The organism is Veillonella tobetsuensis, assembly GCF_001078375.1.
Lineage (GTDB): Bacteria > Bacillota > Negativicutes > Veillonellales > Veillonellaceae > Veillonella > Veillonella tobetsuensis.
Genome location: NZ_BBXI01000016.1, coordinates 65715 through 80205, shown reverse-complemented (window position 1 = coordinate 80205; position 14491 = coordinate 65715). Strand labels below are relative to the sequence as shown.

14 protein-coding genes are annotated in these 14491 nt (G+C 36.3%); 12 read left to right on the top strand and 2 right to left on the bottom strand.

The features are described from left to right. Position 1: 1 nt before the first annotated feature. Both VEI_RS06880 and VEI_RS06875 read right to left on the bottom strand, forming a co-directional pair. Positions 2-1708 (bottom strand): DUF4037 domain-containing protein, encoded by a 1707-nt coding sequence (locus tag VEI_RS06880; protein WP_059363631.1) that lies wholly within the window; start codon positions 1706-1708, stop codon positions 2-4. Positions 1709-1716: 8 nt separating this feature from the next. Then, positions 1717-2253, bottom strand: coding sequence for a hypothetical protein (locus VEI_RS06875; RefSeq protein ID WP_059363628.1), 537 nt, complete (start codon positions 2251-2253; stop codon positions 1717-1719). A gap of 348 nt (positions 2254-2601) precedes the next feature. On the opposite strand from VEI_RS06875, the gene VEI_RS06870 reads away from it, so the two are divergent. The 12 genes from VEI_RS06870 (at position 2602) to VEI_RS06815 (ending at position 14484) form a co-directional block, all read left to right on the top strand. Next, positions 2602-5151 (top strand): glycyl radical protein, encoded by a 2550-nt coding sequence (locus VEI_RS06870; protein ID WP_059363623.1) that lies wholly within the window; start codon positions 2602-2604, stop codon positions 5149-5151. A gap of 26 nt (positions 5152-5177) precedes the next feature. Then, positions 5178-6098, top strand: coding sequence for a glycyl-radical enzyme activating protein (locus VEI_RS06865; protein WP_059363619.1), 921 nt, complete (start codon positions 5178-5180; stop codon positions 6096-6098). Between the two features lie 8 nt (positions 6099-6106). Further along, positions 6107-6877, top strand: coding sequence for a propanediol utilization microcompartment protein PduB (gene pduB, locus VEI_RS06860; RefSeq protein ID WP_059363617.1), 771 nt, complete (start codon positions 6107-6109; stop codon positions 6875-6877). Positions 6878-6907: 30 nt separating this feature from the next. After that, entirely contained in the window at positions 6908-7189 is a 282-nt protein-coding gene (locus tag VEI_RS06855; protein ID WP_059363615.1) for a BMC domain-containing protein, read from the top strand. Positions 7190-7245: 56 nt separating this feature from the next. After that, positions 7246-7779: a hypothetical protein gene (locus VEI_RS06850; protein WP_059363613.1), complete on the top strand. Its 534-nt coding sequence runs from the start codon at positions 7246-7248 to the stop codon at positions 7777-7779. A gap of 22 nt (positions 7780-7801) precedes the next feature. Next, positions 7802-8065, top strand: a complete 264-nt coding sequence (locus VEI_RS06845) for a EutN/CcmL family microcompartment protein (protein WP_059363611.1) — start codon at positions 7802-7804, stop codon at positions 8063-8065. A gap of 13 nt (positions 8066-8078) precedes the next feature. Then, positions 8079-9401, top strand: coding sequence for an aldehyde dehydrogenase (locus VEI_RS06840; RefSeq protein WP_059363609.1), 1323 nt, complete (start codon positions 8079-8081; stop codon positions 9399-9401). Positions 9402-9512: 111 nt separating this feature from the next. Continuing rightward, positions 9513-10814 (top strand): PocR ligand-binding domain-containing protein, encoded by a 1302-nt coding sequence (locus tag VEI_RS06835; RefSeq protein ID WP_059363607.1) that lies wholly within the window; start codon positions 9513-9515, stop codon positions 10812-10814. A 15-nt stretch (positions 10815-10829) separates the two neighbouring features. Next, the gene (locus VEI_RS06830) at positions 10830-11843 is read left to right on the top strand and encodes an AraC family transcriptional regulator (protein WP_059363604.1); all 1014 of its coding nucleotides are present in this window, start codon (positions 10830-10832) and stop codon (positions 11841-11843) included. A gap of 4 nt (positions 11844-11847) precedes the next feature. Next, a complete protein-coding gene (locus VEI_RS06825; protein WP_223209343.1) occupies positions 11848-12489 on the top strand; it encodes a phosphate propanoyltransferase in 642 nt (213 codons plus the stop codon). Positions 12490-12500: 11 nt separating this feature from the next. After that, the gene (locus VEI_RS06820) at positions 12501-13904 is read left to right on the top strand and encodes an aldehyde dehydrogenase family protein (protein ID WP_059363601.1); all 1404 of its coding nucleotides are present in this window, start codon (positions 12501-12503) and stop codon (positions 13902-13904) included. 10 nt (positions 13905-13914) lie between these two features. Continuing rightward, positions 13915-14484: a BMC domain-containing protein gene (locus VEI_RS06815; RefSeq protein ID WP_059363597.1), complete on the top strand. Its 570-nt coding sequence runs from the start codon at positions 13915-13917 to the stop codon at positions 14482-14484. The last annotated feature ends 7 nt before the right edge of the window (positions 14485-14491 follow it).

The window sequence follows — 14491 nt, the reverse complement described above, 5'->3', positions numbered from 1 at the left end:
CCTATTCTACCCATGAGTCCTCGGTACGAAGGGCTTGATCTTGAATACGCTGCATAACTTCTTTCGCTTGATATGTTAAAAAATCGATAGAGCTATTGCTTAATGCATGGCTTTGAAGTTCTTGAATAAGTGCATTGCATAGATGATCAATGTGATGCTTTGTATCGTTTAACGATGAGTTTAATACATCTGGAATTCCATATTTTACAGTATTTCCTAGTATAGGAAGGTTACAGGTATGTCGATAAATCCATTTGTAAAAAGGTGCATAAGACTTATTTAGAAGATGAACTGCTAACATATAATGATTGACAAATTGAGAAAGTGCCAGTTGAGCTGCTACAGTATCACCACGTTGTAACATACGTGGTAGATTATACTGACCTGACTGAGCCAGTTGATTGAGTTCATAGGCGATTTTTCTAAGTCTAATATCTTCTGGGTAATAGGTGAGTAATCTTTGTCGTATATTTGTGAAAGTTCCTAGGTTATCTAAAAATACTTCTCCGTTAGTGGCTGTACATAAGAGATCTTGTGGTATACGACGATATTCAGCTGGACTTTGAGGTCCTTCTGGATATAATGTGTAACGCTTATAAAATTGTGAAATGCTTTCTAGTTGTACTAAACCTTGGCTATAGTTTGTAAAGTATGATATAAGCTTATCCTTATAAGACTTATAAATGTCATCAGGTAAAAATAGCTGGCAACGTTTGGTAAAATCATGATCTTCCGAGACCGCATCATCATAGCCAAGACATTCCGAACCAGTTCCTACCAAAGCTAAGCAAATGTATGGACTTATATCTGGTAAGTTTAACTCTACATCTTGAGCCACATAATGAGATAACTCTCGGCCTAATTCAAGGCCTGTCTTTCGAAAGGGTTTAGAGCTTTGTTGCAATGTTTCGATTAAATCTTTTACGTATTCTAAATTCTGTTGTACCGATTTATAGGCTTGGCTCTCTATACCATAGTTGTGTTTTACGATAGGTAATGCCTCGCGATATAACTGAAGCGCTTCATCATAGTGATGTTGGTTAATTTCATAATCGGCGCGGTTGTTTAATATAGCTGCATACATAGGGTGACTAGTGCCTACCTCACGTTGCAATATATAGGCGGCTTTATCTAAATAAATTTCGGGAGATAATTCACTAGGCTCTTTAATATGCTTGCTAATTTCATATAAATTGTTATAGCTAATAGCAAGGGGAACCTGGTACTCTGTAGATTCTAATAAATGAACTGCCTCTAATTGTAATTTATGGGCCGCATCGTAATTATTAGTATCTTGATATAAAAGTGCTAAGTTATTAAGTAAACCGATATACGCATAAGAAGTATCTCCCATAGATTGAAAGATTTCTTTTGCTTTTAATAAATACATTTCCGCTTCAAAATATGATTTTTTTTCGCGAAATGTATTCCCCAGATTAATTAAAATTGTCGCATATGTTTGAGGGGAATAGGTTTTATTTTTTTCGAAAATTTGAAGAGACTCGTTAATTGCGGCAATGGCTTCATCATAGCGGCCCACATTACGAAGAGACCCACTATATTCATTTAAAATCTCGATCAGTTTTTTGTCATCATGCTCTAAACGACAGAGATGAATCGCTTTTTCCAAATATTCGATCATACCCTGCTCATTGCCCTGACGCCATAAAGCATGAGCCTGTTGCAATAAGGATTGTATAGACTCCATGAAACCTCCTATAAGCATGTGAGCAATTCAGATGAGGGGTCTGAAATTATTGCATGACTCACAATATCTTTTGGATATAATTGAGGTAATTGACATTCAATTGTTTTCAAATCACTATAGGATGCAGCAATAATAATAATACTTTTACCACAAAGTCCTACACCAATTTGCAAATGAAATAAATCTACATGGTGATGCCATGCTAAATAATTCGCTAAATGAAAAGCAGCTACTGAAGTAGTACATTCATAGATTCCCAAGTGAGATACTGAGGAAATCATTTTTTTTTGTTGAAATACTGAAAGTACATCCGGATGAATACCTGTAATGGTACGGTATTGGATGTAATCTTTATCTTTAAAGAAATGTTCTATTTGTTTCACTACATCCGTATCTGCACTAAGTAAGAAGAAAGCTTTACCAGGGCATATGCGGTAATGTTTTACAAAAGAAATAGGATAATCTTTTAAAAGTTGATCTAATAGGGCGTACCCCATAGCAATACGATTTGTTTCCCAAAGACAAAGAGCTGTGTGTGATGCCATGGTAATCACCTCCTACCTATAATTATTCTCAGTATAGAAAGAAAATATAAATAGAGCAATAGAGATGCAAGAGGTGGTTCGATAAGTACCTAAATTAGGTTTGAATATTACCAATCCCATATATTTATCAATTACACTGTATTAAATTGAAAATAAAAAATCCGTCTCCTAATAAAGAGGTTTGTAATTTACAATAATTATGATTGAAAAATCTTATCAGTATGAAAATAAATTGTGCTACGATTTTCTTAAGATGCATGCTAAGTATTCTGGATTTGCATAATGAGAAGTAGCAAAACAGATAAAAAGAGCATGATAGAGTATTTTACGTTGTTAGGAGGTTAGAAAATGCTAGAACGAGGATTTAGTAAACCCACAGAACGAATTGAGAAATTAAGAAAAGTAATTATTGATGCAGTACCACAGGTAGAATCAGAGCGTGCTGTTCTAATTACACAATCCTACAAGGAAACGGAAGGTCAACCTACGATTATTCGCCGTGCAAAAGCGGTTGAAAAAATCTTTAATGAACTACCAATTACGATTCGTGATAATGAACTAGTAGTTGGTTCCATTACGATTAACCCACGTTCCACAGAAATTTGTCCAGAGTTCTCTTATGATTGGGTAGAAAAAGAATTCCATACTATGCATAAACGTATGGCCGATCCATTTGAAATTTCTGAAAAAGTGCAACGTGAATTGCATGATGCTTTCTTATACTGGGACGGTAAAACAACAAACTCTCTAGCTGATTCTTATATGGAACCAGATACAAAAGATTGTATTGCAAATGGTGTATTTACTGTTGGTAATTACTTCTTTGGTGGTGTAGGTCACGTAAATGTAGACTACGGTAAAATCTTAGCAAAAGGTTTCCGCGGAGTATTAGAAGAAACCGTTGCTGCTTTACAAGCATTAGATGAAGATGATCCAAGCAGTATTAAGAAAAAACAATTTTATAATGCCGTTATTATTTCTTACAATGCAGCTATTCGTTTTGCACATCGTTATGCAGAAAAAGCACGTGAATTAGTGGGTCAAACATCTTGTCCAATTCGTAAAGCAGAATTAGAGCAAATCGCAGCTAACTGTGAACGCGTTCCTGAATTTGGCGCTCGTAATTTCTGGGAAGCATGTCAATCTTTTTGGTTTATCCAAATTATGGTGCAAATTGAATCTAATGGTCACTCCATCTCCCCAGGTCGTTTTGACCAATATATGTATCCATATTTAAAAGATGATCCAATTGATCGTGTGAAAGCACAAGAATTAGTAGATTGTATTTGGGTTAAATTGAATGATATCAATAAAACTCGTGATGAAATTTCTGCACAAGCTTTCGCAGGGTATGCAGTGTTCCAAAATCTTTGCGTAGGTGGTCAAAATGAAGAAGGCAAAGATGCAACAAACGAAGTTTCCTATATGTGTATGGAAGCCGTAGCACATGTACGTTTGCCAGCACCATCTTTCTCCGTTCGTGTACATCAAAACTCTCCTATGGAATTCTTGTTCCGTGCATGTGAAGTATCTCGTTTAGGCTATGGTGTGCCAGCCTTCTACAATGATGAAGTTATTATTTTAGCGCTAGTTTCTCGTGGTGTAGCATTAAAAGATGCACGCGACTACTGTATTATCGGTTGCGTAGAACCACAAGCCGGACATCGTACAGAAGGTTGGCATGATGCAGCGTTCTTCAACATTGCAAAAGTTCTTGAAATTACACTTAATAACGGCCGTTGTAATGGTAAACAATTGGGGCCAAAAACTGGCGAGCTAGAAGAATTAGATAGCATGGAAAAAATCCTTGCAGCATATCAAAAACAAATGGAATACTTTGTACGTCATTTAGCAAAAGCGGATAATGCAGTTGACTATGCTCATATGGAACGTGCTCCATTACCATTCATGTCAGCTATGGTCGATGATTGTATTAAGCGCGGTAAATCTTGCCAAGAAGGCGGTGCAATTTACAACTTTACAGGTCCACAAGCATTTGGTGTTGCCGATACAGGTGACTCCTTATATGCAATTCAAAAGAATGTTTTTGAAGATAAACGCATCTCTTTAAAAGAATTGCGTGACGCATTGGAAGCAAACTTTGGGTATAGCGATGCAGCAGCTCCAATATATACACCTTCTATTTCTGAAGCTACTTTAGATGAAGCTCAAATCTACGAAGCAGTTAAGAAAATCTTATCCTCTACAGGATCTATCGATATTGCTACATTAGAATCCCACTTGAAACAAGGTGGAGGCACTAGCTGTGGCTGTAAATCTCAATCTGATCCAAGCAAATATGCGACAATTCATAATATCTTGAAAAATACTGATTCCTTCGGTAATGATATTGAAGAAGTTGATGAACTTGCATATCGTTGTGGCAAAATTTACTGTGATGAAGTTGATAAATATATGAACCCTCGCGGTGGTCAATTCCAAGCTGGTATCTACCCAGTATCTGCAAACGTTTTATTCGGTAAGGACGTAGCTGCTTTACCAGATGGACGTTTGGCTTCAGAACCATTGGCTGATGGTGTATCTCCTCGTCAAGGTAATGACGTTAATGGTCCAACAGCAGCATCTAACTCCGTTGCTAAACTAGACCATGCACAAGCATCAAATGGTACATTATATAACCAAAAATTCACTCCTGCTGCGGTAGGTGGTGAACAAGGTTTGAAAAACTTCGTATCTATCATTAAGAGCTTCTTTGATAAAAAAGGTAGCCATGTTCAGTTTAATGTTGTTGACAAACAAACATTAATCAATGCACAAGAACATCCAGAAGATAACCAAGACTTGATTGTTCGGGTAGCAGGTTATAGTGCTCACTTTGTTACTTTAGCAAAAGAAGTACAAGACGATATCATTAATCGTACAGAACATAATATGTAGGTTCATATATTAAAGGATAAGTTCGTATGGAATCAGTAGATTATAGTGTGCAAGGCACTGTATTTGATATTCAACGTTTTTCCATTCACGATGGACCAGGAATCAGGACAATCGTATTTTTGAAAGGCTGTCCATTACGATGTAAATGGTGTTCTAATCCAGAATCACAACAATATTATCCTGAAGTATTATATCGAAAACAGCTCTGTATAGGGTGTAAGGCTTGCCAAGGGGCATGTCCTAAACAGGCCATTGTAGATAGCAATCCGTATTGGATTGATCGCACACTCTGTGATAACTGTGCAGAGTGTACAATGGTCTGCCCTACAAGTGCGCTTTCAATGAAAGGTAAGTTAATGACTGTAGAGGAAGTAGTAAAAGAACTTCGTAAAGATGCTACTCAGTACTTTCGCTCCAATGGAGGCATTACATTGTCTGGTGGTGAGGCATTAACGCAACCTAGATTTGCTAAAGAAATCTTTAAAGCTTGTAAAGCTCAAGGCTGGCATACAGCAATAGAAACAGAAGGATATTATGACACAAAGATTGTTAAAGAAATTATGCCGTATATAGATTTAGTTTTATTGGATATAAAAAGTGTCAATCCAGAACAGCATAAAAAGTTTACTGGTGTTGATAATGAAAAAATTAAAGAGTCGGCAAAAGTTATACAATCTATAGCCAATACAACGGTGCGTGTTCCAACTATTCCTGGCTTTAATGCAAGCGAAGAAGATATCAGGGGTATTGCAGAGTTTGTGAAGGAAAATATGCCTAATGTGCATGAAGTACATTTGTTGCCATATCATAATTATGGACAAGGTAAGTACGAGCTGTTAGGTAGAGAGTATGAATTAGAGAATACACCAAAGATTCCAGAAGAAGAAATGGAAATGTATAAAAAAATAGTAGAATCAAAAGGTTTAACCTGTATTATTGGTGGTTAGGAGGTACTATGGATACAGCATTATTAGAAAAAGTGATGGGGCAAGTATCAGAAGAACTTGGCATTAAAAAGCCTCAAGAAACAACTAAAACGTCTATTGGCGTAACTGAGTTTGTTGGTACTGCAATGGGCGATACAATTGGGCTTGTAATAGCTAGTGTAGATCCATTATTAACAGAAACTATGGGACTTGGTGAGTTTAAGTCTATCGGTATTATCGGTGGCCGTATTGGTGCAGGTCCACAAATCATGGCCGTAGATGATGCAATTAAGGCAACTAATACAGAAATTATTACTGTAGAGTTACCACGGGATACTAAGGGTGGTGCAGGTCACGGATCACTTATTTATATTGGTGCTCATGATGTATCTGATGCTCGTCGTGCCGTAGAAATTGCTCTTGAAGCAGTGCCAAAATATTTTGGTGATGTATATAGTAATGATGCAGGCCATCTAGAATTCCAATATACGGCACGTGCTAGTTATTGTTTAGAGTCTGTATTTAATACACCACTAGGTAAATCCTTTGGTATGGTGTGTGCGGGTCCAGCTGCTATTGGCACTGTTCTTGCAGATACAGCGGTTAAATCAGCAAATGTAGAAGTAGTATCCTATGCATCCCCTAAAGCGGGCACAAGTTATTCTAACGAAGTTATCTTAACTTTCTCTGGGGATTCTGGGGCTGTTAGACAAGCTGTTAGAGCAGCTCGTGAAGTAGGTATAAAATTACTTGGCACATTAGGGGATGAACCTAAATCAAGTACTACTCCATATATTTAATAAGTATTTAGTTAAACCTAGGAGGTTATTATGGTTTCAGATGCATTAGGAATGGTAGAAACAAAAGGTTTAGTTGGCGCTATTGAAGCAGCAGATGCAATGGTAAAAGCTGCAAATGTAAATTTAGTTGGTTACGAAAAAATTGGTTCTGGTTTAGTAACAGTTATGGTTCGTGGTGATGTTGGTGCAGTTAAAGCAGCAGTAGATGCTGGTGCAGTGGCAGCACGTGCAGTAGGCGAAGTTGTTTCCTTACATGTTATTCCACGCCCTCATATTGATACAGAACGTATTATTCCAACTCTTAAGGCGTAACATAGTGTGGCATATGAGGCAATGTCCTTGTATGCCACTACTTTAGAGGAGGCACTATGGAAGATAAAGACCTAACTAGGATCTTGGAAGACATGGTGGCACGTATTTTAGCAGAACAAAATGTAACAAAAAAATTGAGTAAACTTTATGTTGCTTTTGATGATTTGTGGCATCATGAAAACTATTCATTGGCCAATCAACTAGTATCGTATAAAGAACGACCAGTTTACGCGATAGTTTCAAAGCCTTGTGATGAAGAGCTAGAGCGTAGAGTAAAAGAGATATATCCTTTTCTTATGCTGCACTCGTATGAAGATGAAATTACTTTTACAGAACATGATTACTTAGTATTACCATATATACCGCGAAACGATGTAATTCATATCGCATTAGGATATAGTCAATCACATTTGTCAGAAGTTGTTAAAAGAGCTTTTACACAAGGTACGAATGTATATGTCCTGCCTACGTCGATAGAGCCTTTATCAGGAAAAGAGCCAAGTCCCTATCAAAAGATGGTTCAAGAGTACTATCAACGTTTATTTGAATTAGGGGTACAGTACATAGACCATATTCGTTATATGAATTGAGTTCTATGAGATAGGAGTAAGCATGTATTTAGCAAAAGTTATTGGTAATGTTGTGGCTACGAAAAAAAGTGATACCCTTTTAGGATATAAGTTAATGATTGTACAGCCGGTAGATGCATCGCTTTCACCAGATCATAGAGAACAAGTGGCAGCTGACTATGTAGGTGCTGGTGTGGGCGAATATGTGTTAGTCGGCACAGGGTCATCCGTACGGGTAGAAGAAAATAGAAAAGGTGTAACTATTGATCTTGCAATTATCGGTATTGTAGACTCTGTTATTATTTAACAAGGAGGTAAATATGAAAACCCAATGGGGGGTATTTTCCTCAGTTACACAAGTTGTGCATGCTGCTAAAGAAGCCTTTCATGTATATAGGCGTGTGAGTTTACGAGAGCGAAAGCAAATGATTCAGGCAATTCGTGAAGGCTTGTATAGTTATAGTCATGAGTTTGCTACTCTTGCCTGCCAAGAAACAGGAATGGGGAAAGTAGCGGATAAGATTATTAAAATCAAGCTTGCACTAGAGGAAACTCCTGGTCCTGAAGATTTACAAACTCATACGACACAAGGCGAAGGCGGTATTGTTTTTAGTGAACCATATCCTTATGGTGTAGTATGTGCCATTCACCCAAGTACAAATCCATGCGAAACGCTTATTAATAATACAATAAGTATTTTGTCAGCAGGTAATGTAGCGATTCATTGTCCTCATCCAAGAGCGATGGAAGTATCAAAGTATATAACGAAGATTATCAATCAAATTATTATGGATAAATTCGGTATATGTAATCTTGTTACGACAGTGGATTCTTGCTCATTATCATATATCAAAGAAATTATGAATCACCCTGATGTAGAGTTGATACTTTCTACAGGTGGTTCAGATGCAGCAAGATGCGCTTTATCTTGTGGTAAAAAGGTAATTTCTGCAGGACCTGCTAATCCAACATTTATTGTAGATGAAACGGCAGATGTTGAAAGAGCAGCGTATTGTATACATAAAGGGGCCTCTTTTGATTACAATATAACTTGTACATCAGAAAAAAATATTGTTGTTGTTCAAGATATATTACCTCAATTTAGAGCAGCCTTAGAGTGTCTTAATGTGTATTATGTTGATTCTATTAGTGAAATGTTACAGCTTTCAAAGATATTGTTAACAGAAGATCTAGAAGTGAATCGGCAGTACGGCGGTAAATCTGCAGACACGATTTTGAAGGATGCTGGTATTGTGACCGACCGTTCATATGATTTGATTGCTGTTGAAACAGTACGTATTCATCCTTTTGTTACAAAAGAATTGCTAGCTCCGTTGATTATAATTGTAAAAGCTAGAGATTTTGACTATGCATTACAAATAGGTATTGAAGCTGAGCAAGGATGTCATCATACAGCGGGGATTCATTCTAGCAATTCAGAACGCTTGAGACGTGCAGCTAAAGCCTTTGGTACAGCTATATTTGTAAAAAATGGTTGTTCCCTCGATGGTATTGGTATTTGTGGCGTAGGGGCAACATCCTTTACGATTGCGAATATAACCGGTGAAGGAACTGTGACTGCGAAGGATTTGGTACGTAAAAGAAGATGCGTATGTGTAGAAACACTAAGTTCCTATGCATAGGTCTATGAAAGTTAGTTATGATTGATAATATTAGCATGATTTTTACAACTACAGTCGAATACTATATGTAGAGATATTTTACGTATTGTATGAGAAAGGGAATAAAAACCAATGCCACGAGATCAATTTGAAGAACGTCAGCATGAAGAAACGCGACTAGATATCATGACAGCCATTGGGCATGATTTACTAGAAGAGATACAACAAGCAGTTGCTAATGTAACTGGGATTGCTTTTGTTACAGTAGATTATAAAGGTGATGTATTAACTGAAACGACACATTTTTGTAATTATTGTAAGGCTGTAAGAGATAATCCTACCTCTTTATTGTTATGTAAATTGTCTGATGCCTCTGGCGCTATTATTGCAGCTACCAATAAAGAGGTAAGTATATATATTTGTCCTTGCGGACTCCTAGAAATTGCCATTCCTATTATTGTGGATGGGCATTACTTAGGAGGTTTTATTGGAGGACAAATCTTATGTGATGATGTACCAGATACTATTGTTCGATTAAGTAAAAATATGATTCCTGGAGGACAGAACTTGATTGAACATGATGTGTCGACTTCTAAACCAGAAGATCTAGCTGATATTAAGCGATATAGTTATAGTGAGGTTCTTTCAATTGCTAAGCTAGTCGAATTTATTATTAATCAATTAACAAATCATGAGATTGTATCAAATCGAAACAAGCAAAAAAATCTAAAGCGTATCGGTACATTAGAGCTAAAATTACGAGATACAGAATCTAAGTTATATAGTTTGCAAACTGAATTGGTGCGATATAAGCGATACGTTGATATAGTACGTAACTGTAAACTATTAGACGTAATAGATAGCTTGTCTATTTTAGAAAATGCACCTACTACTGAAGCAGCTATTTTGGAATATACACATACATTAGCTCTTCAACATGATAGCTGGATTGAAGCAACTATTAAAGAAGAATGTTCACGAATAGGGACAATGGTAAATTTGCTAAATTATCGCGAAGATTGTCATACTACGTGGAACGCCAATGTGGATGAAGCGTTGTGGCATTGTATGGTACCTGCTTATGGCATATGGCAATATGTGCAACAAATTATAGAAAATGCACATCAAGATGGGCATAATGAAATTTCCATTATGTTACACACAGAGATTCAAGGAAATCAGGTATCTATTTTTTTAGAAAATGATAGGATCGCACTTGATTCCGATGAATTAAAACTACTGCAAGATGTACTACAGAAGAATACACCTGTAATACATGAAGATATATCTGAGCAGGGCTTATCATTATTGTCTAAATCTATTTTAGAGTTGCAGCAGATGTTTGTAACACAATATAGCGTATCTATACATGTAGAATGCCATCATAAATCTTATGGAGGTATGCAAGTAAAACTTTCGTATCCGTTAGAGTAAATGAGGAGTTAAGTTATGGTCAAAATTCTTTTGGTAGATACTGATCAGTTGCATATGAGAGCTCTACGAAAAAGAATTGCCATGCATATGGAGGCAGATGTTGTTTGTATAAGTACATATAAAGAAGTTGTGGACTTAGGCAAACACGCTGAATTTTCTGTAGCTTACGTTGCAATGGATGTATGTAATCAAAAAGCAAGTGATATTATTAGATATTTGTATTATACGTATCCACAGTGTCAGGTAGTAATGATGGTTAACAAACATATAGAATCGATTGCTACTTTGACTATGAAATATGAAGGCATTGGATATCTTTATAAACCATTTTCTTGGGACGATTTTACTAAATGGATTCCACAAAGTGAAAAGGAAATAAAGAATGTAGTGTGTGATGAGGCTTCTGAATATTTAGACTCTGTATACAATGCATTCTTTAAAGGTGATTTTCTTTTAACTGTAGAGAAAATGTATCAGCTATGCCAACATAAGTGTGAAAACTGTGATAAGAATGCTCTTATTGATATGTTATATTCGTTGATAGATGAGTTGCAAACGAACTTAGTGGACTATTCAGATTGTGTAAGGTCTAGCTTCCATCGTCAACAACCACTTACGTATTTTACAACCAGATATCCAGAGGGCCTTAATGTATGGATATTTAAGACTGTAGATTTCCTATTTATGGAAATATATAAAGGCAAACAAGATATTTTATATACTATTCTTTGCTATATACATGATCATATTCAGGAAGATATATCGTTGAAAGATATCGTGGTAGCTTGTAATGTTAGCCAAGGTTATGTAAGCCGCATTTTTAAGCACAAATTAAATATGACTATTATGCAGTATATACATAAAAAGAAGATAAACTTGGCGAAAGAATACATACTAGGTACAGAAAAAAGTGGGACTCATATAGCTAATATTCTGGGATATAGTGATGTTAGTTATTTTTGTAAAATTTTTAAAAAACATGAACACAGAACTATCTCACAATATAGAGATCAGTTAATTAATGGATAGACAAATGCTTATGAAACAGTCTGAATATATACATCTAGTGACCGACCGAGTCATGACGAAATTAAAAGAACTCAATCGCTGCAGTGTTCCGATTGGTGTTTCTAATCGTCATGTTCATGTATCAAGAGAGGTGTATCAGGCATTATTTGGCCAAGATGAATTAACTAAAAAAACAGATTTAAAACAACCTGGTCAATATGCTGCTAATGAAACAGTAAGCTTGATAGGTCCAAAAGGATGTATTGAAAGAGTGCGTATTTTAGGACCTTTTAGAGATGAAACACAAGTAGAAATTTCTCTTACAGATTCATTTTTGCTAGGTGTAGCTGGTGATATCCGTGAATCAGGAGATTTGAAAGAAACACCAGGTATTACTTTAAGAGGACCGAAAGGAGAACTTAGAATTTCTCATGGTGTCATTGTAGCTCATCGACATATTCATATGCACCCCATTGATGCAAGTCGCATGGGGGTCCTTGATAAGGAACGAGTGTCAGTTACTATCTATGGAGAACGAGAATTGACATTTTCTAATGTAATTGTTCGTGTATCCCCTAAGTTTGCTTTGGAAATGCATATTGATGTAGATGAAGCAAATGCAGGGCGTATTAAGAACAATGATATAGGAATTGTATCGAAGACATAGAGGAGATACAAATGAAATTAGAAGTGATAGAAAATATAGTTAAACAAGTAGTAAAGGATTTACAACAAGAAGGTATTACGATGGAAGCATCTACTTATGAATATGGTGTTTTTGACACCATGGAGGCGGCCATTAGTGCTAGTGAAATAGCGCAAAAAGAATTGATGTCTTATTCTTTGCAAGAACGTAATTCCTTTGTAGATGCAATTCGTGAAACCATTTTACAAAAAGATCATTTAGATATGATTTCACTTATGGCAGTAGAAGAAACTGGTATTGGTAGATATAGTGATAAATTGATTAAAAATAGAGTGGCCGCAGTAAAAACACCAGGTAAAGAAGTGTTGGAAACTAGAGCCATGACTGGTCATGATGGGTTGACTATTGAAGAGTTTTGTCCTTTTGGTGTCATAGGGGCCATCACGCCTACAACTAACCCGACAGAAACCATTATTAATAACTCTATATCTATGATTGTAGGTGGTAATACAGTTGTATTTAGCCCACATCCAAGAGCAAAAAAAGTATCTACTATTTTGGTTCAAATGATTAATAAAGCGCTAGAAGCTGCAGGAGCACCAAATAATTTAGTTACTATGGTTAGAGAACCATCTATTGAAAATACACAAATAATGATGGAACATCCTAAAGTACGATTGCTAGTAGCCACTGGTGGACCCGGTATTGTAAAACAAGTACTTTCTTCCGGTAAAAAAGCAATTGGTGCGGGTGCGGGAAATCCTCCTGTTGTAGTAGATGAAACCGCTCATATTGAACAAGCTGCAAAGGATATCATAAATGGTGCAAGTTTTGATAACAATGTACCATGTATTGCAGAAAAAGAAGTGTTTGTTGTGGAAGAGGTAGCAGATCAACTAGTGTACCATATGAAGAAAAATGGTGCTTATGAAATAACAGATATGTCTACCCTAGATACATTAGTGAAAAAAGTAACTAAAGATGATGGTAAGCCTAATCCGGATTTTGTAGGTAAGTCTGCTAAGGATTTGCTTGCATTAGTAGGTATTGTTGTTGATGATAGTATTCACTTAATTATTGCAAGAACATCAGAACACCATCATTTAGTAACTGAAGAAATGATGATGCCAATCTTACCGATTGTATCTGTTCCTAATGTAGATATTGCGATTGAATGTGCATATCGTGCAGAATTAGGCAATCGTCATACTGCAATGATGCACTCTCAAAACCTTGAAAAGCTATCGAAGATGGCACGTTTGCTAGAAACTACAATTTTTGTTAAGAATGCACCTTCTTATGCTGGTATCGGTGTAGGTGGTGAAGGGCATACAACATTCACTATCGCGGGACCAACAGGCGAAGGGATTACTTGTGCACGGTCGTTCTGCCGTATTCGACGCTGTGTACTAAGTGAAGCATTTAGCTTAAGATAGAGAGGTTTATATGAATGAATCGTTAGGACTATTAGAAGTAAAAGGCTTATTAGGAGCAATTACAATAGCAGATGTAATGGTAAAAGCATCAAATGTGCATGTAGTTAATATTGATAGAGCTAATGGTTTCGGTTGGTTTACTGTAAAAGTCGTAGGCGATGTTGGAGCTATACAATCAGCTATACAAGCGGGTACTTTGACTGCTAAAGAAATGGGTTGTTTTATCGGATCTAAAGTGATACCACGGGTGTCACAAAGTGTAGTCGATGTATTTTTGAAAGAGGAAGAGGTTAAAGAAACCGTAGAACTAAATCAAAAGAACGACCCCATAGAATCTATTAATGTTGAAGATGAAAACGTTACTGCTATAAGCGAAGTTGATACAGTAATTTCAACTATTGAAGAAACAAGAGAAATAGCCCAAATAGAAACTGCTTTAGATTCTACAGACAATATATCTGATGAAGTAAAAGGCAGTATGACATTAGTTGAAATAAATGAAGATGTTAAAGAAGTAAAGCGTCCTCAAGAATCAACAAAATCAGGAAAATCTAAAAAGAAAAATACTTCTAAAAAATAAGGAGATT

What these genes read in the sequence shown, in the direction of transcription:
- VEI_RS06825 (WP_223209343.1), top strand. Translation starts at nt 11,848, where the DNA reads ATGCTTATGAAACAGTCTGAATATATACATCTAGTGACCGACCGAGTC.
- pduB (WP_059363617.1), top strand. Translation starts at nt 6,107, where the DNA reads ATGGATACAGCATTATTAGAAAAAGTGATGGGGCAAGTATCAGAAGAA.
- VEI_RS06870 (WP_059363623.1), top strand. Translation starts at nt 2,602, where the DNA reads ATGCTAGAACGAGGATTTAGTAAACCCACAGAACGAATTGAGAAATTA.
- VEI_RS06855 (WP_059363615.1), top strand. Translation starts at nt 6,908, where the DNA reads ATGGTTTCAGATGCATTAGGAATGGTAGAAACAAAAGGTTTAGTTGGC.
- VEI_RS06845 (WP_059363611.1), top strand. Translation starts at nt 7,802, where the DNA reads ATGTATTTAGCAAAAGTTATTGGTAATGTTGTGGCTACGAAAAAAAGT.
- VEI_RS06850 (WP_059363613.1), top strand. Translation starts at nt 7,246, where the DNA reads ATGGAAGATAAAGACCTAACTAGGATCTTGGAAGACATGGTGGCACGT.
- VEI_RS06820 (WP_059363601.1), top strand. Translation starts at nt 12,501, where the DNA reads ATGAAATTAGAAGTGATAGAAAATATAGTTAAACAAGTAGTAAAGGAT.
- VEI_RS06865 (WP_059363619.1), top strand. Translation starts at nt 5,178, where the DNA reads ATGGAATCAGTAGATTATAGTGTGCAAGGCACTGTATTTGATATTCAA.
- VEI_RS06875 (WP_059363628.1), bottom strand. Translation starts at nt 2,253, where the DNA reads ATGGCATCACACACAGCTCTTTGTCTTTGGGAAACAAATCGTATTGCT.
- VEI_RS06815 (WP_059363597.1), top strand. Translation starts at nt 13,915, where the DNA reads ATGAATGAATCGTTAGGACTATTAGAAGTAAAAGGCTTATTAGGAGCA.
- VEI_RS06840 (WP_059363609.1), top strand. Translation starts at nt 8,079, where the DNA reads ATGAAAACCCAATGGGGGGTATTTTCCTCAGTTACACAAGTTGTGCAT.
- VEI_RS06830 (WP_059363604.1), top strand. Translation starts at nt 10,830, where the DNA reads ATGGTCAAAATTCTTTTGGTAGATACTGATCAGTTGCATATGAGAGCT.
- VEI_RS06835 (WP_059363607.1), top strand. Translation starts at nt 9,513, where the DNA reads ATGCCACGAGATCAATTTGAAGAACGTCAGCATGAAGAAACGCGACTA.
- VEI_RS06880 (WP_059363631.1), bottom strand. Translation starts at nt 1,708, where the DNA reads ATGGAGTCTATACAATCCTTATTGCAACAGGCTCATGCTTTATGGCGT.